This is a genomic window from Bordetella bronchiseptica, assembly GCF_900636925.1.
GTDB classification, from domain to species: domain Bacteria; phylum Pseudomonadota; class Gammaproteobacteria; order Burkholderiales; family Burkholderiaceae_B; genus Bordetella; species Bordetella pertussis.
This window is the reverse complement of sequence record NZ_LR134326.1, coordinates 2,461,631-2,485,263: the sequence shown is the minus strand read 5'-3', so window position 1 is coordinate 2,485,263 and position 23,633 is coordinate 2,461,631. Positions and strand designations below refer to the sequence as shown.

Annotated in this window: 24 protein-coding genes; 18 read left to right on the top strand and 6 right to left on the bottom strand. The window is 70.1% G+C overall.

The genetic code is table 11. From position 1 onward, the window contains the following. The first annotated feature begins 75 nt into the window (after positions 1 to 75). Genes EL288_RS11610 through EL288_RS11585 form a run of 6 tightly spaced genes read left to right on the top strand, consistent with a single transcriptional unit; the run spans position 76 to position 5,192 of the window. Positions 76 to 1,077, top strand: coding sequence for a TRAP transporter substrate-binding protein (locus tag EL288_RS11610; RefSeq protein WP_003811594.1), 1,002 nt, complete (start codon positions 76 to 78; stop codon positions 1,075 to 1,077). A 10-nt stretch (positions 1,078 to 1,087) separates the two neighbouring features. Beyond that, positions 1,088 to 1,603, top strand: coding sequence for a TRAP transporter small permease subunit (locus EL288_RS11605; RefSeq protein ID WP_003817345.1), 516 nt, complete (start codon positions 1,088 to 1,090; stop codon positions 1,601 to 1,603). Positions 1,604 to 1,622: 19 nt separating this feature from the next. Beyond that, positions 1,623 to 2,909: a TRAP transporter large permease gene (locus EL288_RS11600; RefSeq protein WP_033452280.1), complete on the top strand. Its 1,287-nt coding sequence runs from the start codon at positions 1,623 to 1,625 to the stop codon at positions 2,907 to 2,909. A 14-nt stretch (positions 2,910 to 2,923) separates the two neighbouring features. Beyond that, entirely contained in the window at positions 2,924 to 3,658 is a 735-nt protein-coding gene (locus EL288_RS11595; protein ID WP_232018728.1) for a GntR family transcriptional regulator, read from the top strand. Positions 3,659 to 3,711: 53 nt separating this feature from the next. Continuing rightward, on the top strand, positions 3,712 to 4,401 hold the full coding sequence (locus EL288_RS11590; protein WP_033458611.1) for a dienelactone hydrolase family protein: 690 nt from the start codon (positions 3,712 to 3,714) through the stop codon (positions 4,399 to 4,401). A gap of 11 nt (positions 4,402 to 4,412) precedes the next feature. After that, positions 4,413 to 5,192 (top strand): SDR family NAD(P)-dependent oxidoreductase, encoded by a 780-nt coding sequence (locus EL288_RS11585; RefSeq protein ID WP_003811603.1) that lies wholly within the window; start codon positions 4,413 to 4,415, stop codon positions 5,190 to 5,192. A 10-nt stretch (positions 5,193 to 5,202) separates the two neighbouring features. On the opposite strand, the gene EL288_RS11580 is transcribed toward EL288_RS11585, so the two are convergent. After that, positions 5,203 to 5,997, bottom strand: a complete 795-nt coding sequence (locus EL288_RS11580) for an IclR family transcriptional regulator (RefSeq protein ID WP_033454723.1) — start codon at positions 5,995 to 5,997, stop codon at positions 5,203 to 5,205. A 148-nt stretch (positions 5,998 to 6,145) separates the two neighbouring features. Between EL288_RS11580 and EL288_RS11575 the strand changes: the two genes are divergently transcribed. Genes EL288_RS11575 through EL288_RS11545 form a run of 7 tightly spaced genes read left to right on the top strand, consistent with a single transcriptional unit; the run spans position 6,146 to position 13,881 of the window. Then, positions 6,146 to 7,234, top strand: coding sequence for an ABC transporter ATP-binding protein (locus EL288_RS11575; protein ID WP_003811606.1), 1,089 nt, complete (start codon positions 6,146 to 6,148; stop codon positions 7,232 to 7,234). 25 nt (positions 7,235 to 7,259) lie between these two features. Continuing rightward, a complete protein-coding gene (locus EL288_RS11570; RefSeq protein ID WP_003811608.1) occupies positions 7,260 to 8,312 on the top strand; it encodes an ABC transporter substrate-binding protein in 1,053 nt (350 codons plus the stop codon). 10 nt (positions 8,313 to 8,322) lie between these two features. Continuing rightward, positions 8,323 to 9,162: an ABC transporter permease gene (locus EL288_RS11565; RefSeq protein WP_003811610.1), complete on the top strand. Its 840-nt coding sequence runs from the start codon at positions 8,323 to 8,325 to the stop codon at positions 9,160 to 9,162. 1 nt (position 9,163) lies between these two features. Continuing rightward, positions 9,164 to 9,955 (top strand): ABC transporter permease, encoded by a 792-nt coding sequence (locus tag EL288_RS11560; protein WP_003811613.1) that lies wholly within the window; start codon positions 9,164 to 9,166, stop codon positions 9,953 to 9,955. A gap of 26 nt (positions 9,956 to 9,981) precedes the next feature. Next, entirely contained in the window at positions 9,982 to 10,290 is a 309-nt protein-coding gene (locus EL288_RS11555) for a small subunit of N,N-dimethylformamidase (RefSeq protein WP_003811614.1), read from the top strand. Positions 10,291 to 10,346: 56 nt separating this feature from the next. After that, the gene (locus tag EL288_RS11550; RefSeq protein WP_126621934.1) at positions 10,347 to 12,587 is read left to right on the top strand and encodes a N,N-dimethylformamidase beta subunit family domain-containing protein; all 2,241 of its coding nucleotides are present in this window, start codon (positions 10,347 to 10,349) and stop codon (positions 12,585 to 12,587) included. A gap of 7 nt (positions 12,588 to 12,594) precedes the next feature. After that, positions 12,595 to 13,881, top strand: coding sequence for an NAD(P)/FAD-dependent oxidoreductase (locus EL288_RS11545; protein WP_126621933.1), 1,287 nt, complete (start codon positions 12,595 to 12,597; stop codon positions 13,879 to 13,881). A gap of 73 nt (positions 13,882 to 13,954) precedes the next feature. Here EL288_RS11545 and EL288_RS11540 read toward each other — a convergent pair whose 3' ends face one another. After that, positions 13,955 to 14,410: a MarR family winged helix-turn-helix transcriptional regulator gene (locus EL288_RS11540; RefSeq protein ID WP_225665643.1), complete on the bottom strand. Its 456-nt coding sequence runs from the start codon at positions 14,408 to 14,410 to the stop codon at positions 13,955 to 13,957. A gap of 229 nt (positions 14,411 to 14,639) precedes the next feature. Here EL288_RS11540 and EL288_RS11535 point away from each other — a divergent pair, with 229 nt between their 5' ends. The 5 genes from EL288_RS11535 to EL288_RS11515 are packed head-to-tail and all read left to right on the top strand — an operon-like array spanning position 14,640 to position 20,083. Beyond that, positions 14,640 to 15,620: a Bug family tripartite tricarboxylate transporter substrate binding protein gene (locus tag EL288_RS11535; protein ID WP_003811621.1), complete on the top strand. Its 981-nt coding sequence runs from the start codon at positions 14,640 to 14,642 to the stop codon at positions 15,618 to 15,620. A 52-nt stretch (positions 15,621 to 15,672) separates the two neighbouring features. Next, positions 15,673 to 17,205: an acyl-CoA carboxylase subunit beta gene (locus EL288_RS11530; protein ID WP_003811623.1), complete on the top strand. Its 1,533-nt coding sequence runs from the start codon at positions 15,673 to 15,675 to the stop codon at positions 17,203 to 17,205. A gap of 9 nt (positions 17,206 to 17,214) precedes the next feature. After that, positions 17,215 to 18,579, top strand: coding sequence for an acetyl-CoA carboxylase biotin carboxylase subunit (locus EL288_RS11525; protein ID WP_003811625.1), 1,365 nt, complete (start codon positions 17,215 to 17,217; stop codon positions 18,577 to 18,579). Between the two features lie 20 nt (positions 18,580 to 18,599). Continuing rightward, positions 18,600 to 18,824 (top strand): acetyl-CoA carboxylase biotin carboxyl carrier protein subunit, encoded by a 225-nt coding sequence (locus EL288_RS11520; RefSeq protein ID WP_003811628.1) that lies wholly within the window; start codon positions 18,600 to 18,602, stop codon positions 18,822 to 18,824. 47 nt (positions 18,825 to 18,871) lie between these two features. Then, complete coding sequence (locus EL288_RS11515) at positions 18,872 to 20,083, top strand: CaiB/BaiF CoA transferase family protein (protein WP_003811630.1); 1,212 nt, start codon at positions 18,872 to 18,874, stop codon at positions 20,081 to 20,083. 28 nt (positions 20,084 to 20,111) lie between these two features. Here the strand turns inward: EL288_RS11515 and EL288_RS11510 are convergent, their stop codons facing one another. The 4 genes from EL288_RS11510 to EL288_RS11495 all read right to left on the bottom strand — a co-directional run bounded on the left by EL288_RS11510 (position 20,112) and on the right by EL288_RS11495 (position 23,607). After that, positions 20,112 to 20,522, bottom strand: a complete 411-nt coding sequence (locus tag EL288_RS11510; protein WP_003811632.1) for a VOC family protein — start codon at positions 20,520 to 20,522, stop codon at positions 20,112 to 20,114. A gap of 105 nt (positions 20,523 to 20,627) precedes the next feature. Beyond that, on the bottom strand, positions 20,628 to 21,482 hold the full coding sequence (locus tag EL288_RS11505; protein WP_126621932.1) for an amidohydrolase family protein: 855 nt from the start codon (positions 21,480 to 21,482) through the stop codon (positions 20,628 to 20,630). Further along, positions 21,475 to 22,437 (bottom strand): tripartite tricarboxylate transporter substrate binding protein, encoded by a 963-nt coding sequence (locus EL288_RS11500; RefSeq protein WP_003811636.1) that lies wholly within the window; start codon positions 22,435 to 22,437, stop codon positions 21,475 to 21,477. Before EL288_RS11500 ends, EL288_RS11505 begins: the two co-directional genes overlap by 8 nt. 45 nt (positions 22,438 to 22,482) lie before the next feature. Next, positions 22,483 to 23,607, bottom strand: a complete 1,125-nt coding sequence (locus EL288_RS11495; RefSeq protein ID WP_003811639.1) for a mandelate racemase/muconate lactonizing enzyme family protein — start codon at positions 23,605 to 23,607, stop codon at positions 22,483 to 22,485. Positions 23,608 to 23,633 lie beyond the last annotated feature (26 nt).

Below are 23,633 nucleotides of genomic sequence, written 5' to 3'. Positions count from 1 at the left end.
TGCCCGGCGGCGCCGTTCGCCAATAAGATTCGGACTTATTGAATAAGTACGAACTTATTAGCCAAGGGAAAACCTATGTCCGCCGCCGTCCGTTTCCTGCTTCGCGCCGCGCTGGGCGCATGCGCCCTGACCGCCGCCGCGACCGCCCATGCCCAGCAGCGCTGGGACATGTCGCTGGCCTGGCCGGCGGGCAACTTCCACAGCCGCAATGCCGAGGCATTCGCCGCCAAGGTGCGCGAGGCCACTGGCGGCCAGGTGCTGATCACGGTGCACGCCGGCGGCGAACTCAACGTCAAGGGGCCCGACACGCTGATGGCGGTGGAGTCCGGCATCGTGCAGGTGGCCGACATGCTGGTGTCGCAACAGGCCGGCGTCGAGCCGCTCCTGGGCATGGACGCCCTGCCCGGGCTGATCGCCGGCCAGGACGACATGAAAACCTTCCTGCGCCACGCCCGGCCGGTCTACGACCGCATCGCCGCGGCCCACAACCAGCGCATCCTGTACGCCGTGCCGTGGCCCTCGCCCGGGCTGTTCAGCCGCAAGGCCCTGTCCACTCCTGAGGACATGAAGGGGCAGAAGCTGCGCGCGCACGACAAGGCCGCCTACGAATTCATGGCCCAGCTGGGCGCGGCGCCCACCCAGATGCCGTGGGGCGAAGTGGTGCCGGCGCTGGCCGCGGGCACCATCGATGGCGTGGGCACCTCCGCGTCCTCCGGCGTGGACGGCAAGTTCTGGGAATTCACCCCGCATTTCCTGCCCCTGAACTGGGCCACCTCGCTCAGCCTGGTCACCGTCAACCTGGACGCCTGGGACAAGCTGAGCGCCGCGCAGCAACAGGCCGTGCAGGCCGCGGCCGCCGAGCTCGAGCCGCGCTTCTGGCAGATCAGCGCGGCGCAGGACGAGAAAGACCTGGCCATCCTGCGCGAGCACAAGGTCGCCATCGCCACGCCCTCGGAAGCGCTCGGCGCGCGCGTGGCCGCCGTGGGCCGCCCGATGTGGGACGCTTTCGCGCGCCAGGCGGGCCCGCAGGCGCGCCAGCTGCTCGACGCCTATCTGCAAGACCGCAAGCAGCCCTGAGCGAGCCGCCATGGACCGCCTGCTACGCCTGATCGACGCGCTGTGCGCCGGCGCCGAGCACCTTGCCATCGCCTTGCTGTACGGCATCGCCGCGCTGATGCTGGCCGAAGTGGGCGCGCGCGCCATGGGGCGCAGCATCCCGTTCTCGTGGGAGTACTGCGCCTACGGCATGGCCGCCGCGTTCTTCCTCGGCATGGGAGCCGCGCTGCGCCATGGCGCCCACATCCGCGTCCTGTTCCTGCGCGATGCGCTGCCCGCGCGGCCGGCCCGGCTGCTGGATATCGCGGCCAGTTGCGCCGGCCTGGCGCTGTCGGCGGTCATCGTCGTCGCACTGGCGCGCCTGACCGGCAAGTCGATCGCGCGCGGCCTGGTGTCGAACACCGTGATGCAGACCCCGCTGGCCATCCCGCAGGCCGTGGTGCTGGCCGGCGCCGCGCTGCTGGCGCTGGCCTTCGTCGCGCGCCTGCTGCGCCAGCTGACCGGCCGCCCGGCCGAAACCGACGGCGGCCGCGCCGCCGGCCATTGACCCGCGCCGCCCCGCCATCATGATCGCCATCACCGTCGTCACCGCCGCCTTGCTGCTGCTGTTCCTGGGCGCCTCGATATGGGTCAGCCTGAGCCTGTTCGGCGCGGCCTACTTCCTGTTGCTGCTGTTCAAGCCCAACCTGCCCCTGGACGTGCTGGCCGGCCAGATCGTCTGGACCGCGTCGACCAGCCAGGAACTGCTGTCGCTGCCGCTGTTCGTGCTGATGGGCGAGGTCCTGGCCAAGACCAGCGTGGGCCGCTCGCTGTTCGCCGGACTGGCGCCCTGGGTGGGACGCCTGCCCGGCGGCCTGACGCACGTCAACGTGCTGGGCTGCACCCTGTTCGCCGCCATCTGCGGCTCTTCGGTGGCCACCACCCAGATCGTCGGCCGCGTCACCCTGCCCGAGCTGCAGCAGCGCGGCTATGACGCGCGCCTGTCGATCGGCTCGCTGGCGGGCGCCGGCACGCTGGGGTTCCTGATCCCGCCCAGCCTCATCATGATCGTCTATGGCGTGCTGGCCGAGCAGTCCATCGTCGAGCTGTTCATCGCCGGCGTGCTGCCCGGCCTGGGCCTGGCGGCCGTCTACATGGCCTACATCGCGCTGCGCGCACAGCGCCCCGACGACGCCGGGCCGGGCTACACGCTGCGCGAGCGCATCGCCGCGCTGGCGCAGATCCTGCCGGTGATCGGGCTGATCGCCGCCATCATGGGCGCGCTCTACCTGGGCATCGCCGGCCCGTCCGAGGTCGCCGCCGTGGGCGTGCTGGGCGCGCTGGCGATCGGGCTGCTGCAGCGATCGCTGACGCGCGCCAGCCTGGTGGCCGCTGGCCGCAGCGCGGTGCGCACCTGCTCGATGATAGGGCTGATCCTGGCCGGCGCGGCGCTGATCTCGGTGGCCATGAGCTACCTCGGCCTGCCCAAGTATGTGGCCGCGCGCATCGGCGAACTGGGCCTGTCGCCGCTGCTGCTGATCGCGCTGCTGCTGCTGTTCTACGTGGTGCTGGGCATGTTCCTGGACGGCACCTCCATCATCGTGCTGACCCTGCCCATCGCCCTGCCGCTGGTGGTGGCGGCGGGCTACGATGCGATCTGGTTCGGCATCTTCCTGGTGGTGGTGGTCGAGATGGCGCAGATCACGCCGCCGGTCGGCTTCAACCTGTTCGTGATCCAATCGATCACGGGGCGTTCGCTCAGTTTCGTGGCGCGCGCCACGCTGCCGTTCTTTTTGCTGCTGCTGGCGTGGGCCATGGCCCTGGCCGTGTGGCCCGAGATCGTCCTGTGGCTGCCCGGCACGCTGCGCAACTGAGATCCTTGCCCGCCATGACCGATTCCGACAAGAAAACGCCGCTGTACCGCCGCGTGGCCCAGGACCTGATGGGCGACATCGCCACCATGCCGGTGGGCAGCATCCTGCCCACCGAGGTCGAGCTGGCCGCGCGCCTAGGCGTGAGCCGCGCCACGATACGCGATGCGATGGAGATCCTGGTCGAGCATCGCATGGTCGAACGCGTCAAGCGCCTGGGTACGCGCATCCTGCGCAATACCCCCGGTCACCGCTACGTGCAGCACATGGACGGCCTGGCGCACGCGCTGGAGTTCGCCGGCCAGTCGCTCATGCGCATCGAAGACACCGCCATCGTCGAGGGCTCGGGCGGCGAACCGGGCCTGGCCGCGCTGCCCAACGCCACTGGCCAATGGCTGCGCGTCACCGGCACCCGGCGCCTGGTCGACGACGACGCGCCCTCGACCTGGACGCGCGTGTTCGTGCCCGGCCGCTACCAGGGCATCGCGCCGCTGCTGCATGGCGAGTTGGATTCCGTCTATGCGGTCATCGAGCGCGTGTACAGTCTGAAGGTGGCTCGGCTGCGCCACCGCGTCACCGCCGTGGCCCTGCCCGGCTACGCCAGCGGCGCGCTGGGCCTGCCGGCCGGCGCGCCGGTGCTGCAGGTCAGCGCCTGGCTGCACGAGGCCGACGGCGCGCTGGTCGAATACGTGCGCTCGCTGCATCATCCCGAGAAAGTCAGCATCGATTTCTCGGCCGCCCAATCTTCGTGACGCCCGCCGCGCGGGCGTTGCCTGTTCCACCGCAACGCAAAGGACTATCCGACATGACCATGATCACGCTCAAGACCCGCGATGGCCAGACCTTCGAGGCCTATCACGCCCCGGCGCCCACGGCCGGCGCGCCGGGCCTGGTGCTGATCCAGGAGATCTTCGGCATCAACCTCGCCATGCGCGCCGCCGCCGACCAATGGGCCCGGCTGGGCTTCGACGTGCTGTGCCCCGACCTGTTCTGGCGCCAGGAGCCGGGCGTGCAGCTGGACCCGACCTCCGAGGCCGATTTCGGCCAGGCCGTGCGCCTGATGCAGGCCATGGACGAGAACCAGGCCATCGCCGACCTGGACACCGCCCGCGCCTGGCTGGCCGAACGCAGCGGCGGCAAGGTCGCCGGCCTGGGCTATTGCCTGGGCGGACGCCTGGCCGTGCGCCTGGCCATGGACACGCCGGTGCAATGCGCGGTCAGCTACTACGGCGTGATGCTGGACCAGCTGCTGCCCACCGTGGACGCGCAGGCCGCGCCCACGCTGCTGCACGTGGCCGAGCAGGACCGCTTCGTGCCGCCCGAGGCGCGCGCCGTCATCCTGGAGGCGGCCGGCAAGCTGCCGCAATGCGAGGCGCACGTCTATGAAGGCTGCGACCACGCCTTCGCCCGCCCCGGCGGCGAGCACTGGGACGCCGCGGCCGCCGCGCTGGCCGAGGAACGCTCGGTGGCGTTCATGCAGCGCCACCTCGCCTGACGCTGCGCGCCATGACGGCAGTACCGTCCATCGCGCCGGTCCTCGACCTGTCCGGCCGCAGCGCGGTCGTCACGGGCGCCGGCGCCGGCATCGGCCGGGCCGCCGCGCTGCGGCTGGCCCAGGCCGGCGCCGCCGTGGCGGTGATCGACATCAACGGCGAAGCGGCGCACGACACCTGCGCGCGCATCGCCGCGCTGGGCGGCGCGGCCGCCGCCTACGCGATCAGCGTCACCGACCAGGACGCCCTGCTGGCCGCCGCGCGCGACGCGCAAGAGCGGCTGGGGCCGTGCGGCGTGCTGGTCAACAATGCGGGGGTGCTGCTGCGCAGCGCCTTCGACGACCCGCGGGCGCGCGACTTCTGGGCCGCCACGCTGGACGTCAACCTGAACGGCCCGTACCTGGCCGCGCAGGCCTTCTATCCGCAGCTGCGCGCCACGCGCGGCTGCATCGTCAACATCGCCTCCATCCATTCGTTCGTGGCGGTGAAGAATTCGGCCGCCTACACGGCGTCCAAGGGCGGCATCAAGCAGATGACGCAGGCGCTGGCGCTGGAACTGGGCGCCGACGGCATCCGCGTCAACGCCGTGGCGCCCGGGCTGACCGTCACCGACATGACGCGCGCCACGGTGGCCGACCCCGAGGGGCTTACCCGCTTCCTGGCCCGCGTGCCGCTGGCGCGCCCCGGTTCGGTCGACGACGTGGTCAACGCCATCTGCTTCCTGGCCAGCGACTGGGCCGCCTACATCACGGGCGTGACGCTGCCGGTCGACGGCGGCTACGTGGCCAACTGAACGCGCCCGCTCAGGTGAAGGCGCGCACCGCGTTGGCGATGCCGCGCGCGCAATCGCGCAACGGCGGCGCCAGCCGCGCGAAGGCCTCTTCCTGGGTCCAGCGGCTGGTGGGCGCGACGATGTGCACGCAGGCCACCGGCGCGCCGCGCCCGCCCACGATGGGCGCGGCCAGCGTCATGTCGCCCAGGAACAGCTCTTCCTTGTTGTGCGCCACGCCGCTCACGCGCGCCTGCTCGATCAGGGCGCGCAGGCGCGCCGGATCGGTCTCGGTCCAGGGCGTGTGGCGCTTGAGCGCGGAGCCGTCGAGGATGGCCTGCACGCGGGCGTCGTCCAGCGCGCTGAGGTAGGCGCGGCCCGACGCCGTGCAATACATGGGAATGCGGCTGCCGATGGGCATGTGGATGGGAATGAACTTGGCCGCCACCACGCGCGAGACGTAGACCATCTCGCGCTCCAGCGGCTCGGTCAGGTTGACCGTCTCGCCGGTGATGTTCGACAGCTCGGCCAGGAACGGATTGGCCGCCTCCACCAGCGCATCGGCCGTGATGTAGTTGCAGCCCAGCTCCAGCACGCGCAGCGTCAGCGAATACTTGCGGGTCTTGGGCGACTTGCTGATCAGGCCCAGGCGCTCCAGCGTGAAGACGGTGCGCTGCACCGAGCTGATGCTGGCGTCGAGCCGCGCGGCCAGTTCGGACAGCGACATGGCGCTCTGGTGGCCCTGGAAGGCGAACAGCGCTTTCAGGCCCTTGGCGAACGACTGGTTGAACATGGCATTGCCGGCCAGCTCCTCGTCGTAATCAAGCATACGCACTCCTCGTTTACCCGAATTTCGGGTGATTATTATCGCTGTACGGTAATTCTAAACCGTTTTACGGGTAAACATTATTGTCAGCACATATCCGTTCCCCTATCCTGCCGACATCGCCTACCCGCAAACCCGAGGCTGTTCGAGCATGGAAGGTCACTCCCCGCAGCGCGACTCCCGGATCCTCGAGATATCCGGCGTCACCAAAACGTTCGGTCCGACCACGGCCCTGGCCGGCATAGACCTGGACGTGCGCGAAGGCGAATTCCTCACCTTGCTGGGCCCCAGCGGCTGCGGCAAGACCACGCTGATCCGCATCATCGCCGGCTTCGAGACGCCCACCGCCGGCGACGTGCGCATCGACGGCCGCTCCATCGTCGCCGCGCCGCCCTACCGCCGCCCGCTGGGCATGGTGTTCCAGAGCCTGGCGCTGTTTCCCCATCTCAACGTGGCCGAGAACATCGGCTATGGCCTGAAGATCCGCCGCGTGCCGCCGGCCCGGCGCCAGGCCAAGGTGGCGCAGGCGCTGGAGATGGTGGGCCTGGCCGGCTACGGCGAGCGCTACATCGGCCAGATATCCGGCGGCCAGAAGCAGCGCGTGGCGCTGGCCCGCGCCATCGTGACCGAGCCGCGCGTGCTGCTGCTCGACGAGCCGCTGGGCGCGCTGGACATGAAGATCCGGCGCCAGATGCAGACCGAACTCAAGCAGATCCAGGAGTCGCTGGGCACGACCTTCATCTTCGTCACGCACGACCAGGAGGAAGCCCTGACCATGTCCGACCGCATCGCGGTGTTCCGCAACGGCGCGATCGAGCAGGTCGACACGCCGGCCGCCGTCTACGAACGTCCGGCTACCCGCTTCGTGGCCGAGTTCGTCGGCGACACCAATTTTCTCGAAGGCACCGTCGACCGCCAGGCCGGCGGCGCGCCGCGCGTGCGGCTGGCCGACTGGGATTGCAGCCTGCAGCCGCCCGCCGCGCAGTGGGCCGAGGGCGCGCGGGTCGGCGTCTCGCTGCGCCCGCAACACTTGCGCATCGCCGCGCTCGAGCAAGGCCGCCTGCGCGCCACCGTGCTGCGCCGCGTCTATGCCGGGCAGAACACACGCCTGTGGCTGGCCGTGGGCCAGCGCAAGCTGCTGGCCGACTGGCACGGCGCCGAGGACGGCGCGCCGCCCGAGCCGGGCGCCACCGTCGGCCTGACCTGGGACGACCGGCGCGTCTGTGTCGTTTCCCTTTGACTCGCAGCACTCTCCAGGAGCCAACATGAACATCACGCAGCGATTTGCCAAGTGGGCGCTGGCCGCCTCGATGCTGGGGGCCTCGGCCGCCGTGCCCGCGCAGGACATCACCATGGCGACCTGGGGCGGCGGGGTCGGCAAGGCCTGGCGCGAGGCGTACGCCGAGCCCTTCATGAAGGCCAGCAAGCTGGAGGTGAAGATCGTCGAGGTGCCCACGCCCGAGGCGCAGGTGCGGGCCCAGAAAGGCGCGCCCAAGTTCAACGCGGTGCTGTCCTCGCTGTTCGAGGCCGCCCAGATGTACGAGGACGGCCTGCTCGAGGATTTCGACATGGCCGATTTCCCGGCGCTCAAGAACGTGCCGGACAAGTACCTGCTCAAGGCGCCCAATGGCCGCCTGATCGGCGTCAGCACCTACTTCGCCTACTACGGCATTGCCGTCAACACCGACCTGGCCAAGCCGGCCGACTTCGCCTCGTGGAAGAACCTCGCCGATCCCAAGTGGGCCGGCAAGCTGTCGGTCACGCGCCCGGTGTACAGCTCCGCCTACGACCTGACCATCATGTCGGTGGCCGAGGGCGGCAGCGAGCGCGACACCGCCAAGGGCCTCGAACTGCTGACCGCGCTGGGCAAGAACGCGCTGACCATGTACAGCTCGATGGCGCAGATGAACCAGCTGCTGCAGCGCGGCGAGGTGGCCGCGGCGCCCTATTACTCCACCCGCATCTGGCAGATGCAGCGCGACGGGCAGCGCAATGTCGAACTGGTGGTGCCCAAGGAAGGCGCGCTCATGCTGCCGTACCTGGTCGTGGTGCCCAAGGGCGCGCAAGGCCGCGAGCACTACATGAAGTGGCTGGAATACGTCGGCCAGCCCGAGGGCCAGCAACGCATCGCCGAGATCGCCGGCTACATGCCGCTCAACAGCCAGGCCAGGCTGTCGCCCGCGGCCGAGAAGGAACTCGGCCAGCCGCTGGACAAGCTGCGCGACCAGCTGTACCAGCCCGACTGGAACCTGATCGCCAAGACGCGCAAGACCCGCATCGAAGCGGTCGAGCGCGCCATGGCCGGCGCGGCGCGCTGAGGCGCGGGCCATGATGCGGGCGATCCGGCCTCCCCTGCTGCTGCTGGCGCCGCCGGCCCTGCTGGTGGCGCTGTTCGTGGTCGGCGTCGGCTACCTGGTGGTCGAATCGCTGCACACCGGCGCGGGCTGGGGGCTGGACAACTTCGTGCGCTTTTTCGAGCGCCCCGACTATGTGGCGGTGCTGGTGCGCACCATCGTCATCGCCGTGGCGGTGACGGCGTGCGCGGCCCTGGTCGGCTATCCGATCGCCTACGCCATCGCGCGCTACCGCGGCAACCGCAATTTCCTGATGATGCTGGTCATCATGCCCTGGCTGGTCAGCGTGGTGGTGCGCACGTATGGCTGGATGGTCATCCTCGGCCCGCGCGGCACGCTCAACTCCATGCTGCTGTCGGCCGGCGTCATCGATACGCCGCTGCGCCTGATCTTCAACATGACCGGCGTGGTCATCGGCCTGGTGCACGTGTTCTGTCCGTTCTTCATCGTGTCGGTGCTGGCGGTGCTGCTGTACCTGGACCGCTCGCTGGACGAGGCCTCGCAGACCCTGTCGGCCGGCCCCTTCAAGACCTTCTGGCACGTCACGCTGCCCTTGAGCATGCCCGGGGTCATCACCGGCGCCATGCTGGTCTACCTGCTGTCGACCGGCGCCATCGTCACGCCCCTGCTGCTGGGCGGCGTGCGCGACGGCATGCTGGCCACGCAGATCTACCAGGATGTGCTGCAGGTGTTCGATTACCCCAAGGCCGCCAGCATGGCCGTGGTGCTGCTGCTGACCGCGTTCACGCTGGTCATTCCGCTGCAATGGCTGGAACGGCGCGTGGCCGCCCGCGTATCGGGAAGGGGCGCCTGAGATGAAGACCGCCCGCCTGCTGCTGCTGTGCCTGCTGTTCGGCTTCCTGCCGCTGCCCATCGTCATCGTCGCCATCTCGTCGTTCACCCAGAGCGGCTATTTCTCGGTGCCGCTGGATGCGCTGTCGCTGCGCTGGTATGTCGAGTTCTTCACCGACTGGCAATGGATCTCGCTGCTGCTGGTCAGCGCCGCGGTGGCGCTGGGGGTGGCGCTGATCAGCACCACGGCGGCCCTGCTGGCCGCGCTGGTGCTGGCGCGGCGCCGCTTCGCCGGCAGCGGGCTGCTCGAAACCCTGATCATGCTGCCGCTGGTGTTTCCCAACGCCGCGCTGGGCGTGGCCTTTCTCGGCGTGCTGGGCCTGCTGGGCATCGGCGGCACCTACCTGGGTATCGTGCTGGCGCATTGCATCATCACCCTGCCGTTTGCCTACCGGCCCATCCTGAACGCGCTGCGCAAGCTGGACCCGGCGCTGGAGGAAGCCAGCATGAGCCTGAGCGCCACGCCGCTGCAGGTGCTGCGCACCGTCACGCTGCCCATGCTGCGGCCCGGGCTGATCACGGCCTTCCTGTTCTGCTTCATCGTGTCGTTCGACGAAGCCACGGTGACGATCTTCCTCATCGCCCCCGACGTCAACACCCTGCCGGTGCGCATCCTGACGCAGATCCAGGAAAGCGCCAGCCCGGTCATCGCCGCCATCGCCACCTTCCTGATCCTGTTCACGCTTTCGCTGGTGCTGCTGCTCGAGCGCACCGTGGGGCTGGAGCTGTTCGCCGCCCCGCAGCGCGAGCGCTGACATCGCCCCCCTACCGGAGACCGTCCATGTATGAGATCCAGCCCGAGGATGCCGAACTGCTCAGGCACTTCCGCACCACCACGACCAAGACGCGGCCGCTCAAGCTGAACCGGCTGCTCAACCGCCTGCGCATGGAGCCCATGGCGGGCAAGCAGGTCATCGTGTGCACCCGGCCCTACAGCGAGTACGCCATCGGCACCCTGGGCGAGCGGCGCGGCGACCCCGTGGCGCTGCACGCCGAACGCTACGCCACGCTGGCCGAGGCCCAGTGGGCCATTCTCAAGATCCGCTGGGCCATCCACTCGCCCTATCCCTGGCCGGTGGGCCTGGACTAGTCCCGGCCCGCCGCCGCCGCTGCGCCATCGAATCCAACGCCTCTTCCGGAACCCCTATGTACGAGATACTTGGCTACCCCAGCACCTGGACCGTCGCTCCCGGGGAAACCATCGAATTCAAGGTCAGCTGCGCCCGCGCGCTGCGCTACGACGCCGACCTGGTTCGCATCCGCAGCGGCGATGTCTCGCCGGGCGCGCCCGGCCTGAAGGAGACCGTCGCACTGGCCGGCATCGCGCGCGGCGTGCAAGGCCGCCCGCAACACACCGAGACCGGCTCGCGCGCGGTCGCGCCGCCCTTTGCCGAACCGGCGCGCGGCGCCAGGAGCTGGGTGCTGGCCATCATGCCCACGCTGCCGCAAAGCGGCCATGAGCAGATCATCCTGGCGCGCCACGACGGCGCCGCCGGCACCGGCTACGCCCTGGGCCTGGACAAGGCCGGCTGCCTGTTCTGGGAGCAGGCGCAGGCGGGCAAGGCTCGCCGCCTGACGCTGGCGCGCGCCGTGGTGGCCCGCCAATGGTATCTGGTGGCCGTCGACATCGACGCCGACAGCGGCGAGGTGACGCTGCGCCAAGTGCCGGCCAACCCGCTGCTGGCGGCCAACAGCCACGACCAGGCCAGCGTCCGCTGGAGCCCGTTGCCCGCTGGCGCCACCGACGCGCTGCCCGTGGTGTTCGGCGCCCGTCCCAGCGGCGGCCGCGCGCCGGCCTACCTGCACCACTACAACGGCCGCATCGATTCGCCCACCTTGCTGCCGTGCCGCGCCGGCGACGCCGACCTGGCCCAGTTGCGGGTGGAAGCGGCGCGGCGCCGCCACGGCGCGCCGCCGCTGGCCGCCTGGGACTTCGGCCTGCGCATCGACAGCGACGTGATCGTCAACACCGCCATCCCCTGGGCCGAGGGCCGCATCGAGAACCTGCCCGCGCGCGCCGTACCCGGCCTGCGCTGGGACGCCAGCATCATGCGCTGGCAGGACGGCCCCGACCACTACGGCGCGCTGCACTTCCATGACGACACGCTGGAAGACGCCAACTGGGACACCGATTTCAGCCTCGAGATTCCCGCCAACCTGCCCAGCGGCCTGTATGCCGCGCGGCTGACCGGCGCCCAAGGCGAACAGGAGCGCATCACCTTCGTGGTGCGCCCGCGCGCCGGCGCGCCGCGCAAGCGCATCGCCTTTCTCGCCTCGACCGCCACCTACATGGCCTACTCGAACTCGCACTACCGCCTGGACGAGGAAGGCATGGAAATGAAATCGGGCAACTTCATGGTGCTCTATCCCTGGGAGACCTACCTGGGCGAACACCGCGAGCTTGGCCTGTCCATGTACGACACCCACTCCGACGGCTATGGCGTGTACTACGCCACACGCCGCCGGCCGGTGTTCAGCATGCACCTGCAGTGCCGCACCTGGTCGCTCAACGGCGACACCCACTTCCTGGACTGGCTCGACGAAAAGGGTTTCGAGTACGACGTCATCACCGACGACATGCTGCACGCCGAGGGCCTGGCCGCGCTGCAGGGCTACCGCGCTGTCATGACCGGCGCCCACCCCGAGTACTGGAGCACGCGCATGTGGCAGGCCATGGTCGCCTACCAGGCGCAGGGCGGGCGCCTGATGTACATGGGCGGCAACGGCTTTTACTGGCGCTGCGCCTACCACCCCGAAAAGCCCTGGCTGATGGAGCTGCGCCGCACCGAAACGGGCGCGCGCTACAGCGAGACCCCGGCCGGCGAAAGCTACCACAGCTATAACGGCGAATACGGCGGCACCTGGCGGCGCATCGGCATCGCGCCGCAGACGCTGGTGGGCATCGGCACCACCGCCACCGGCTTCGACGCCTCGTCATATTACCGCCGCCGCCCGGAAAGCCATGACCCGCGGGTCGCCTTCATGTTCGACGGCGTGAGCGAGGAGATCATCGGCGACTTCGGCAGCAGCGGCGGCGGCGCCGCCGGCGACGAAATCGACCGCGCCGATTTCCGCCTGGGCACGCCGCCGCACGCGCTCATCGTGGCGCGCTCGGAGAAGCACACGCGCTACTACAACGTGGTGCCCGAGGAGACCACCTACCACCACCCCACCATCAACGGCGAGGAAGCCAAGTACTGCTACGCCGACCTGCTGTTCTACGAATGCCTGAACGGCGGCGCGGTGTTCTCCACCGGCTCGATCACCTGGGGCGCCTCGCTGGCCTGGAACGGCTACGACAACAACATCTCGCGCATCACCGCCAATGTGCTGAGCCGCTTCGCGCACGACACGCCTTTCGACTTCCCCACGACGCCACAGGCCTGATCCCGCCATGCCCCCGCCCCTGCCGTACGACGCCATGCGCTCCGTGTGGACGGACACTGCCGCGCCCGCGATGGCCACGGTGCCGCTGGCCGGCCACGCCGACTGCGACGTGGCCATCGTCGGCGCGGGCATCACCGGCCTGTCGGCCGCCCTGCACCTGGCCGAACGCGGCCTGCGCGCCTGCGTGCTGGAGGCGCGCGACCCCGGCTGGGGCGCTTCCGGGCGCAACGGCGGCCAGGTCATCCCGGGCATCAAGCACGATCCGGACGAGATCCTGGCGCGCCATGGCCGCGAACGCGGCGAGCCGCTGCTGCACATGGTGGGCACTGCCGCCGACACGGTGTTCGACCTGATCGACAGATACGGCCTGGACTGCCATCCGGTGCGGCGCGGCTGGATCCAGCCGGCGCACTCGCGCCAGGCGCTCGATGCCGTGCTGGCCCGCGCGCGCCAGTGGCGCGCGCGCGGCGCCGACGTGGCCGAGCTGGACGCCGGCGACGTGGCGCGGCGCCTGGGCACCGGGCGCTTCCTGGGCGGCTGGATCGACCGGCGCGCCGGCAGCATCCAGCCGCTGCGCTACACCCGCGGCCTGCTGCGCGCCGCGCTGTCGCTGGGCGCGGCCGTGCACGGCCAGTCGCCGGTGGTGGCCCTGCAGCGCGAGGGCAGCCGCTGGCTGGTGCGCTGCGCGCAAGGCGCCAGCGTGCGCGCCGAGCACGTGCTGATCGCCACCAACGCCTACACCGACGACCTGTGGCCCGGCCTGCGGCGCACCGTCATCGCCGCCAACAGCTTCATCGTGGCCACCAGCCCGCTGGATCCCGCCCTGGCGCCGGCCATCCTGCCCGGCGGCGAAGTCGCCTCGGACTCGCGGCGGCTGCTGCTGTACTTCCGCCGCGACGCCGACCGCCGCTTCATCCTGGGCGGACGCGGCCGCTTCGCCGACCCCGTATCGGACGCCGACTGGAACCATCTGGTGCGCGGCGCGCGCCTGCTGTATCCGCAATTGGCCGACACGCCGTTCGTGCACCGCTGGAGCGGGCGCGTGGCGCTGACGCGCGACTTCGTGCCGCACGTGCACCAGCCCTCGCCCAACCTGCGCATCGTGCTGGGCTACAACGGCCGCGGCGTGGCGCTGGCCACGCAGATGGGCAACTACCTGGCGCGCGAAATCAGCGGCGGCGAACCGCTGCCCTATCCCGTCACCCCCATCGCGCCGATCCCGCTGCACGGGCTCAAGCGCCTGTACATCGGCCTGGCCGTGGCCTACTACGGGCTGTGCGACCGGATTTCCTGAACCTGCCCCGGCGGTGTGCCTGTCCCAGCGGGGACAGGCACACCGCCGCGGCCCCATGCCGCCACGGCCGCGCTCAGGCTCCGTACGCGATGCGCGCCAGCGTGCGACGCACGATTTCCATGTCGCCCTCGCCGCTGGCCTGGGCGAACTCGTTCTCGACCCGGTCGATCACGTCGTGCATCTTGATCAGGTAGCGCACCCCGGCGTCGGTGAAGGACACCACCGCCGCGCGCTTGTCGGCCTCGTCGGGCCGTTTCTCGACCAGGCCCATGGCTTCCAGCGTGGCCACCACCTGGCCCACCGCCTGGCGCGTGGTGCTGGCGCGCTGCGCGATCACGGTGCTGCGGGTGCCTTCCAGGTCGATATAGGGCAGGATCATCACGCAAGCGTCGGGCATGGGCTGCAGGCCCGAGGCCGCCATGGCCTCGGCGACGCGCTCCAGGAACACCCGCCTGGCCAATAACAGCAGGCGGCTGAGTCCGCGCTGCCGGGAGGCCTGCAGGGTGGCGAACTGTTTTTTGCTGATCATGGGTATACGTGGGATGGCGACCGCGCCATTATCCCCCAAGCGGCGGCCAATCCCCGGCCCCACCCCCCTGCCCGGACCTGCGTCTGCCTCTCGCATGGGCTTTCTCCTTGGCGGCAAGAATGCCACAATAGTAAATCTGCTTTACTATTTTTAGTAAAGTAACTTGACTAATATAGCGAGGCTTCGTATTGTCTCCTCACCAGAAGAGCACATGACATGAGGAGACAACATGTCGGATCGCAGATTGGCCCGCTACGCGGGCACCCTGGCCTGCTTCCTGGCGCTGGCCACGCCCACCCCGCAAGCCGCCGCGCAGCCGCGCGCCTGGCCCGCCGAGCCGATCACGCTGGTCGTGCCGTATGCGCCGGGCGGCACCACCGACCGCCTGGCGCGCGAATACGCCGACTACCTGCGCGAGCATCTCAAGCAGCCCGTGCTGGTGCAGAACCGTCCCGGCGCTTCCACCAATATCGGCAGCGACTACGTGGTCAAGTCCAAGCCCGACGGCTACACCTTCCTGGTGGGCATCGACGGCCTGGCCACCAACCAGGCCACCGGTCCGGTGCCGCCGTTCGACCCCGCCATGGACCTGGCGCCCATCAGCCTGCTGACGCGGGTGCCCTGCCTGGTGGCCGCCGGCCCCAAGTTCAAGGGCGGCGACGCGGCCGAACTGATCAAGCTGGCCCGCACTGATCCCGAGAAGTATTCGATCTCCAGCGCCTCGCTGATCCTGCAGGTCGGCATGCTCAACCGCGGCTCCGAGATGAGGCTGTCGCACATCCCGTACAAGGGCGGCGCCCAGGCCGCCGCCGACGCGATGGGCGGCCAGGTCGACCTGGTCATCGCCAACGTGCCGGTGCTGGCCTCGTTCGTGCGCAGCGGCAAGCTGCGCGCCCTGGCTGTCACCTCCGGCAAGCGCAGCGATGCCTTCCCCGATACGCCCACCATGCTCGAGAGCGGCATGTCGAAGTCCGACTTCTCCAACTGGTATGGCGTCTTCGGCCCCAAGGGCACGCCACCCGAGGTGGTCGAACGCATGGCGGCGCTGTCGCGCGATTTCGTGCGCGACCCCGTCATCAACAAGCGCCTGAGCGACGAAGGCTACCAGCTGGAATCGTCCACCCCGCAGGCGCTGGCCGAGCTGATCGTCCGGGACGCCCACAACGCGTCCGAGTTCGTCAAGGCCAACCCGGGGCTGTTCAAGCAGTAGGCGGCCGCCGCGCGGCCGATCACGACACACGCATGGAAGGAAAGCGCAGAAGATGGCATTCGAAACCTTGATCGAAGAACTGGCCCAACGCGAGGCGCGCGCGCGCGCCATGGGCGGCGAGGAAAAACTGGCGCGGCGGCGCGCCGAAGGCGTGCTCAACGCGCGCGAACGGATCGACCGCCTGGTCGACGCCGACAGCTTCCTGGAGTCCGGGCTGCTGGCGGTATCGGTGCGCCCGGAGGTGCGCGACCGCACCCCGGCCGACGGCAAGATCGCCGGCTACGCGCAGGTCGACGGCCGCGACATCGCGCTGGTCGCCAATGACTTCACGGTCATGGGCGCCTCCAGCAGCTCGGTCAACACCAGCAAGATCGGGCACATGGTCAAGAACGCCACGCGGCGCGGCCTGCCCATGGTGTTCCTGGGCGAGTCCACCGGCGCGCGCATGCCCGACACCATGGGCGCGCGCGGCATCGGCAGCGGCGACCGTCCCACCCAGTACCGCCGCACCCGCGAGACGCCCTGGGCCTCGGCGGTGCTGGGACATTGCTACGGCTCGTCGAGCTGGTACGCGGTGCTGGCGGACTTCGCGGTCATGCGCAAGGGCGCCATCATGGCGGTCTCCAGCGTCAAGCTGACCTCCATGGCCATTACCGAGGCGGTGGACCCCGAGGAACTGGGCGGCTGGGAAATGCTGACCAGCGGCTCGGGCCTGGTGGACATGGCGGTCGACAGCGACGAAGAGGCACTGGACGCGGTGCGCCGCTTCCTGTCCTACCTGCCCTCGCACCACATGGAAGCGCCGCCGGTGCGGCCGGTTCCCGCCGGCTCGGGCGAACAGGGCCACCGCATCCTGGACATCCTGCCCGAGTCGCGCACCAAGGTGTACGACGTGCGCAAGATCCTGTCGCTGATCGTCGACAACGACAGCCTGTTCGAACTGAAGGCGCGCTACGGCCGTTCGGTGGTCACCGCGCTGGCGCGCATCGACGGCCACACCGTGGGCATCATCGCCAGCAACCCGCAGGCCAAGGGCGGCGCCATCGACGTCGACGCCTGCAACAAGGCCACCAGCTTCATGGTGCTGTGCGACTCGTACAACATCCCGCTGGTGTTCATGGCGGACCAGCCGGGCTTTCTCATCGGCGTGGAAGGCGAACGGCGCGGCGCGGTGGGCCGCGTGATGAACTGGATGAACGCCCTGTCGCTGGTCAGCGTGCCCAAGATCTCGATCATCATGCGCAAGACCTACGGCCAGGCGGTGCTCAACATGGGCGGCGCGGGCAACGCCGACGAAGTCATCGCCTGGGCCACCGCCGAAGTCAACTTCATGGACCCGCGCTCGGGCGTGACCATCGTGCACGGCCTGACCGCCCAGAGCGATCCGGACGCCTACGCGGCGCGCCTGGCCGAGATGGAGCGCGACACCTCGGCCTGGGAGATGGGCGGGGCCTATTCGGCGCACCACGTCATCAATCCGGCCGACACCCGCGACACGCTGATCCGCCTGCTGCGCGTGCACCGGCTGCGCCTGACCAACGGCGTGGGCGAGCACCTGATGCGCACCTGGCCCACCAGCTACTAGGAGCCCGACGTGAACAAGATCCTGATCGCCAATCGCGGCGCGGTCGCCGCGCGCGTGGCGCGCGCCGTACACGAGATGGGCCTGCGCTCGGTCGTGGTCTACTCCGAGGCCGACCGCGATCTGCCCTATGTGCAGATGGCCGACGAAGCCTATTGCATCGGGCCCGCGCCGGCCGCGCAGAGCTACCTCGACCAGGCCGCCCTGCTCGACGTGCTGGCGCGCACCGGCGCCGACGCGGTGCATCCGGGCTATGGCTTCCTGTCCGAGAACGCCGGGTTCGCCCGCGCCGTGGACGCGGCCGGCGCCGTCTTCATCGGTCCGGCGGCGCGCTGGATCGAAGCCATGGGCCACAAGACCCGCGCCCGCGAACTGATGGCGCGCCACGGCATGCCCATGTGCAAGTCGTCGGCGGTGCTGGGCGAGGACGAGGCCGGCGTGCTGGCGGCGGCGCGCGAAGTCGGCTATCCGGTGATGGTCAAGCCGGCCGGCGGCGGCGGCGGCATCGGCATGATCGCCGCCGCGGGCGAAGCCGAGCTGCTGGCCGCGGTGGCGCGCGCGCGCTCGCTGGCCGCGCGCAGCTTCGGCAACGGCGATATCTACCTGGAGCAGCTGTTCGAGCAGCCGCGCCACATCGAATTCCAGATCCTGGCCGACCGCCACGGCAACGCGCGCCACCTGTACGAGCGCGACTGCTCGGTGCAGCGCCGCCACCAGAAGGTCATCGAAGAGGCGCGCGCGCCGCGCGTGCCCACGGCCGAGACGCAGGCGCTGGGCGAGCGCATCGCCGCGCTGCTGGCCGAGCTGGGCTACGACGTGATCGGCACGGTGGAAATGCTGCGCGACCAGCAGGGCCGCTACAGCTTCCTCGAAATGAACACCCGGCTGCAGGTCGAGCACGCCGTCACCGAGGCCATTACCGGCCTGGACCTGGTGCAGGCGCAGATCCGCCTGGCCGCCGGCGAGCGGCTGGACCGCGTGGTGCCGGCGGACCTGCAGCCCTCGGGCCACGCCATCGAGCTGCGCGTGTACGCCGAAGACCCGGTGCGCTTCATCCCGTCGCCGGGCACGCTGGCCGTGTTCGAGCTGCCGCAAGGGCCCGGGGTGCGCACCGAGACCGGCTACCGCGCCGGCAACGCGGTAAGCCCGCACTACGACCCCATGATCGCCAAGATCATCGTGCACGGCGCCGATCGCGCCCAGGCCATCGCGCGCGCCGAGCAGGCCCTGGCCGACACCGAGATCGCCGGCGTCAAGACCAACCTGCCCTTCCTGGCGCGCGCGCTGGCCTTCGAACCCTGGCGCCAGGGCCGCCTGCACACCGGCATCGTGGCCCGGACCCTGGCCGAGCCCGCGCCGGCCGCGCTCACTGCTTGATAACCCTCTCAGGAATAGACATGAAGAAAATCCCCGTGAAATCCGAAGTCACCGGCAACGTCTGGGAAGTCCTCAAGGCCGGCGATGACCGGGTCGAGGAAGGCGAAACGCTCATCGTGGTGGAGTCCATGAAGATGGAAATCCCCGTGGACGCGCCGGCCGCCGGCCGCCTGGTGGAAATCACCGTGCAGAAAGGCGACGCCATAGGCGAAGGCGACGTGGTGGCGATGCTCGAAGTGCAGTAGCCCGCGCGCCGCACCGCCCCCCGATACCTGGCAAGGAGACACCACTCATGACCCAACCCGCAGCCGGCGCCGGACCGTTGGCCGGCTACACCGTGCTGGAGCTCGGCTCCACCATCGCCGGCCCGTTCTGCGGCCGCTTGCTGGCCGATTTCGGCGCGCGCGTCATCAAGGTCGAGGCGACCGAGGGCGACGCGCTGCGCTCCATGGGGCGCCACAAGGGCGGCCATTCGCTCTATGCGCTGTCCCTGCTGCGCAACAAGGAACTGGTCAGCATCGACCTGCGCCAGCCCGACGGCCAGGAACTGGTGCGCGAACTGGCCGCCCGCGCCGACATCCTGATCGAGAACTTCCGCCCCGGCGCGCTGGAGAAATGGAATCTCGGCTACGACGTGCTGAGCCGCGCCAACCCCGGCCTGGTGATGGTGCGCATCAGCGGCTACGGCCAGGACGGCCCCTACAGCGGGCGGCCCGGCTATGGCGTGATCGGCGAGGCCCACAGCGGCCTGCGCTCGGTCACCGGCGACCCCGACCGGCCGCCCTCGCGCGTGGCGACCTCGCTGTCCGACTACATCACCGGCCTGTATGGCGCGTTCGGCGCGCTGCTGGCCCTCGAATCGCGCCGCCGCACCGGGCGCGGCCAGGTGGTGGACACGGCGCTGGCCGAATGCGCCTTCAGCTTCATGGAGCCGCACGTCATGGCGTACGACCAGTTGCGCGAAGTGGCCAACCGCGCCGGTTCGCGCCTGCCCGGGTCGGCGCCCAACAACCTGTACCGCTGCGCCGACGGCGCCTATGTGCACGTCACGACGCTGACCAATGCCTTGTTCCGCCGCCTGGCCGCCGCCCTGGATGCGCCGGAGCTGGCCGACGATCCGCGCTTTGCCGAGCCCGGCCAGCGCGCCAGGCATGACGCCGAACTGGACGCGGCCATCCAGGACTGGTTCAGCCGCCACGACTGCCCCACGGTGCTGGCGCGCCTGACGCAGGCCGAGATTCCGCACGCCAAGATCTACGGCGTGGACGACGTGTTCGCCGATCCGCACTTCCAGGCGCGCGGCGCGCTGGCGCGCCTGCCGCATCCGCAGCTGGGCGAAGTCACGGTGCCCAACGTGGTGCCGCGCCTGTCCGAAACCCCCGGCGCCGTGCGCAGCCTGGGCAAGGACGCCGGCGCCGACACCCTGGCGGTGCTGCGCGACGAACTGGGCCTGGACGCCACGCGCCTGGACGCGCTGCGCCAGCGCGGCGCGATCCGCGCCTGAAGCGCCCGCCCGCCCCGCGCCGCCGCGCCTAGCCCGCGGCGGCCGGGCCGCTGCGATGCACGACGTGCAGCTTGTTGCCGTCGGGATCGCGCAGATAGGCGCCGTAGTAGCCCGGCCCATAGCGCGCCCGCGGTCCCGGCGCGCCTTCGTCGCTGCCGCCGGCGGCCAGGCCGGCCGCGTGGGCCTGGTCGACCTGCTCCGACGTCTCCGCCAGGAAAGCCACCATGGCGCCGTTGCCCGGGCTGGGCGGCCGGCCGTTGAACGGCATATAGGCGAAAAAGCGCGGCAGGCTCGTGCCGGCCCGCACCCAGCACAACGAAGGCGGCCCGCCATCGGGCTGCGTCTGCCGCTGGCGCAGCCCCAGCGGCTGCAGCAGCGCATCGTAGAAACGTCCGGCGCGCGCCAGATCGCTGACGCCCACGGTCACATGACTGAACATGGCATTCGCTCCATCGAAGCCCGCGTCCGCGGCGCAGGGCCGCGGCCGGGCGGGTGTATGTGCCGCTCCAGTGTAAACAACCCGTCTGCCGCGCCGCGCTGGCGCTCAGCGCCCGGCGGCGCGCGTCCCGCCGTACAGGCGCAGCGGATTCAGTTCCATGACCTGGCGGCGCAGTTGCGCGTCCGGCAGCCATTGCGCGATCGTCGCGCCGATCGCCGCCTGGTCCGGCGCCGGGAACGGATGCCGGTGATCGGGCGGGTGCGGCCAGTCGCTGCCCCACACGAGCTGGCGCGGATTGGCCTGTACAAGCTGGTCCACCAGCGCCTGCGCGCCCGGCCAGGCCGGGCCTTGCGCGCCCACCCGGTACGGCGCCGACAGCTTGACCCAGGCCGCCCCCTCCCGCACCAAGGCAAGCAGGTCCTGCCAGCCCGCGCTGCGCAGCAGCTGCGCATGCGGGTGGTGCCCGAAATGGTCGACCACCACGGGCACATCGCGTGCGGCGATGCGCCTGACCAGGCCGATGTCCTCGACGATGTCGGTCAGCACCTGGACATGCCAGCCGAAGGGCTTGACGCGCTCGACGATGCGTTCGGGATGTTGCGGCGCGCCGGGAAACAGGCGGTTGATCCGCGTGCCGGCGGTGCCCAGCAGGTCCCAGTGCTCGATCCGGGCGTCGGGCGTGCTCGCCTCGTCGGGATAGACCACCGCCACGCCGCGCAGCCAGTCGCCGTTGGCTGCCAGCGCGTCTTCATAACTGCTGTGGTCGGCGCCGTACACACTCGGATGGACCAGCACCGCCCGGCCGATCCCGCGGGCGCGGCACACGCCGCGAAAGGCGGCCAGGCTGGCGTCCTCGGGCTGGTACGCGCTGCCGGCCGCCAGCGTGTAGCGGCTGGCGTCGAAGACATGGAAATGGCAGTCCCAACCGCCGCCCTCGGCCAGGCGCGCGCGCTCAACCATCGATCAGCCTGCCCTGCTGGATCATCGCCTTGGCCAGGTCCTCGTCGGCCTGCAGGATCCGGGCGAAATCGGCCGGATCGGCGTAGAACGCCCCGCTGCCGATTTCCCGCAGCTTGCTGTCGAAGGCCGGGTCGTCGGCCACCTGCCGGATGACCGACGTCAGCTTTGCCACGGTCTCGGCCGGCACGCCCTTGGGGGCCAGCACGCCGATATAGGTGCTGGCGTCGAACTCGGGCAGCCCCGCTTCCTTGAGCGTGCGCACCTGCCCGATGCTCGGGTCGCGCGTCGGGCCCAGTATCAGCAGGGCCGACAGCTTGCCTGCCTTCAGATGCGGCAGGGAGCTGCTCACCTGGTCGAATATGACGTCGATCTGGCCCGACAACAGGTCGATCAATGCCGGTCCGGAACCCTTGTACGCGATGGGCGTGAAGCGCGTGCCCGTCGCGTTCTCGAACTGGAGCATGGCCAGGTGATTGGGCGAGCCTGGTCCGGCATGGCCCACGTTGAGCTTGCCCGGGTTGCGCCTGGCGTACGCGATGAACTCCTCCGTGGTCTTGAAGCGCGCGTCGTCGTGCTTGACGACCAGGGCGATCGAGGTCTTGCTCACCACGCCCACCGGCACGAAGTCCGCCGACTTGTAGCCGGTCTTGAACATGTGCGGCAAGGTCCCCAATTGGCCCGGCGTCGCCGAAAGCAGCGTGCTGCCATCCGCGGGCGCCTTGGCCACGATGGCCGTGCCGATCGCGCCGCCCCCCCCGCCGCGGTTGTCGACCACGACGGTCGCGCCGATCAGCCGGGCCATGGGAACGGCGTATGAGCGCGCCACGATATCGGCGTTGCCGCCCGGGGCGAACGGCACCACCAGGGTCAGGGGCTTGCCGCCCAGGTCCTGGGCCAGGACCGCGCCGCAGGCCAGGGCGGCGGCCAGCGCGCAGGCCGCGCGAAGTTTCATCATTTTCTTGTCTCCGATGAGGGTTGGGTACAGGGTGCGGCGGCCGGTTCAGGACACCGTCGTCCAGCGCCCGTACCTGGCGACCGCATTCTCGTCGAATCCGAAGCCCAGGCCGGGGGTTTGATGCAGGATGACGCGTCCGTCCTTGTGCTCGAGCTGGCGGTCCACCAGCCGGCGGAAGTTCAGCACCTGGTCGTCCCAGAAGAATTCCACGTACCGCGCGTTGGGCGTGGCCGCGACCAGCGGCGCATGCACATCGTGGAACCAGTGCGGGCACATCTGGATGCCGTAGCCGGCCGCCATCGCCGCGATGCGCTTCCACTCGGTGATGCCCCCGCAGACCGCCGCGTCCGTCTGCAGGATGGCGGCCGCGCCCATGTCCAGCAGCTGCTTGTGGTACCAGCGGCCGTAGCCGATCTCGGCGGTGGCCACGGGAATGCGGGTCAGCCGGGCCAGGCGCGCGTGGCTTTCCACGTCATCGGGGCTGAACGGCTCCTCGATGAAGTACGGGTTGTACGGCTCCATGCGCCGCAGGTATTCCATCGCCTGCACGGTATCCACCCAGCCGTTGTTGCAGTCCAGCATCAGCTCGACGTCCTCGCCGATGGCCTCGCGCGCGGCCCGCACGCGCGACTCCTCGCCCTGCGGCGACCAGCGGCCGGTCTTCATCTTGACCGCCTTGAACCCCAGCTCGACGTAGCTGGCCATCTCTTCGCCCAGCTGCCCGGCGGTCTTGCCCTCCACGTAATAGCCGCCGCTGGCGTAGGCCGCCACGCTGTCGAGCTCGACGGCGCCCAGGTACTTGTGCAGGGGCAGGTTCGCGGCGCGCGCGTTCAGGTCCCACAGGGCGATATCCAGCGCGCTGAGCGCGCGCATGACCGTGCCCATGCGGCCCTGCAGCAGCGCTTCCTGGTACATCTCGCGCCACAGCCCTTCCACGGCCAGCGAATCGCGCCCGATCAGCACCGGCCCGAGCAATTGCTCGACGGCGACCCGGAAGATCTCCCCGGCCTGGTTGCCGACGTAGCAGAAACCGATGCCTTCGACGCCGTCGGCGCTGCGCACTTTCACCAGCCCGTAGTGGCGGTCCACGACGGTGCGGTTGGACAGATAGGTGACCTTGTCCATCGGGACGCGCGCCACGCAGACTTCGATGGACTTGATGATGGCCATGATCGTCTCCTGATGCCTGTTGAATG

Bases quoted from the DNA above. Each gene is read 5' to 3' on its own strand.
- EL288_RS11585 (WP_003811603.1), top strand. From the start codon at position 4,413: ATGACGGCAGTACCGTCCATCGCGCCGGTCCTCGACCTGTCCGGCCGC.
- EL288_RS11610 (WP_003811594.1), top strand. From the start codon at position 76: ATGTCCGCCGCCGTCCGTTTCCTGCTTCGCGCCGCGCTGGGCGCATGC.
- EL288_RS11600 (WP_033452280.1), top strand. From the start codon at position 1,623: ATGATCGCCATCACCGTCGTCACCGCCGCCTTGCTGCTGCTGTTCCTG.
- EL288_RS11570 (WP_003811608.1), top strand. From the start codon at position 7,260: ATGAACATCACGCAGCGATTTGCCAAGTGGGCGCTGGCCGCCTCGATG.
- EL288_RS11505 (WP_126621932.1), bottom strand. From the start codon at position 21,482: ATGGTTGAGCGCGCGCGCCTGGCCGAGGGCGGCGGTTGGGACTGCCAT.
- EL288_RS11575 (WP_003811606.1), top strand. From the start codon at position 6,146: ATGGAAGGTCACTCCCCGCAGCGCGACTCCCGGATCCTCGAGATATCC.
- EL288_RS11545 (WP_126621933.1), top strand. From the start codon at position 12,595: ATGCCCCCGCCCCTGCCGTACGACGCCATGCGCTCCGTGTGGACGGAC.
- EL288_RS11510 (WP_003811632.1), bottom strand. From the start codon at position 20,522: ATGTTCAGTCATGTGACCGTGGGCGTCAGCGATCTGGCGCGCGCCGGA.
- EL288_RS11500 (WP_003811636.1), bottom strand. From the start codon at position 22,437: ATGATGAAACTTCGCGCGGCCTGCGCGCTGGCCGCCGCCCTGGCCTGC.
- EL288_RS11565 (WP_003811610.1), top strand. From the start codon at position 8,323: ATGATGCGGGCGATCCGGCCTCCCCTGCTGCTGCTGGCGCCGCCGGCC.
- EL288_RS11605 (WP_003817345.1), top strand. From the start codon at position 1,088: ATGGACCGCCTGCTACGCCTGATCGACGCGCTGTGCGCCGGCGCCGAG.
- EL288_RS11580 (WP_033454723.1), bottom strand. From the start codon at position 5,997: ATGCTTGATTACGACGAGGAGCTGGCCGGCAATGCCATGTTCAACCAG.
- EL288_RS11515 (WP_003811630.1), top strand. From the start codon at position 18,872: ATGACCCAACCCGCAGCCGGCGCCGGACCGTTGGCCGGCTACACCGTG.
- EL288_RS11595 (WP_232018728.1), top strand. From the start codon at position 2,924: ATGACCGATTCCGACAAGAAAACGCCGCTGTACCGCCGCGTGGCCCAG.
- EL288_RS11590 (WP_033458611.1), top strand. From the start codon at position 3,712: ATGACCATGATCACGCTCAAGACCCGCGATGGCCAGACCTTCGAGGCC.
- EL288_RS11555 (WP_003811614.1), top strand. From the start codon at position 9,982: ATGTATGAGATCCAGCCCGAGGATGCCGAACTGCTCAGGCACTTCCGC.
- EL288_RS11520 (WP_003811628.1), top strand. From the start codon at position 18,600: ATGAAGAAAATCCCCGTGAAATCCGAAGTCACCGGCAACGTCTGGGAA.
- EL288_RS11495 (WP_003811639.1), bottom strand. From the start codon at position 23,607: ATGGCCATCATCAAGTCCATCGAAGTCTGCGTGGCGCGCGTCCCGATG.
- EL288_RS11550 (WP_126621934.1), top strand. From the start codon at position 10,347: ATGTACGAGATACTTGGCTACCCCAGCACCTGGACCGTCGCTCCCGGG.
- EL288_RS11540 (WP_225665643.1), bottom strand. From the start codon at position 14,410: ATGATCAGCAAAAAACAGTTCGCCACCCTGCAGGCCTCCCGGCAGCGC.
- EL288_RS11560 (WP_003811613.1), top strand. From the start codon at position 9,164: ATGAAGACCGCCCGCCTGCTGCTGCTGTGCCTGCTGTTCGGCTTCCTG.
- EL288_RS11535 (WP_003811621.1), top strand. From the start codon at position 14,640: ATGTCGGATCGCAGATTGGCCCGCTACGCGGGCACCCTGGCCTGCTTC.
- EL288_RS11530 (WP_003811623.1), top strand. From the start codon at position 15,673: ATGGCATTCGAAACCTTGATCGAAGAACTGGCCCAACGCGAGGCGCGC.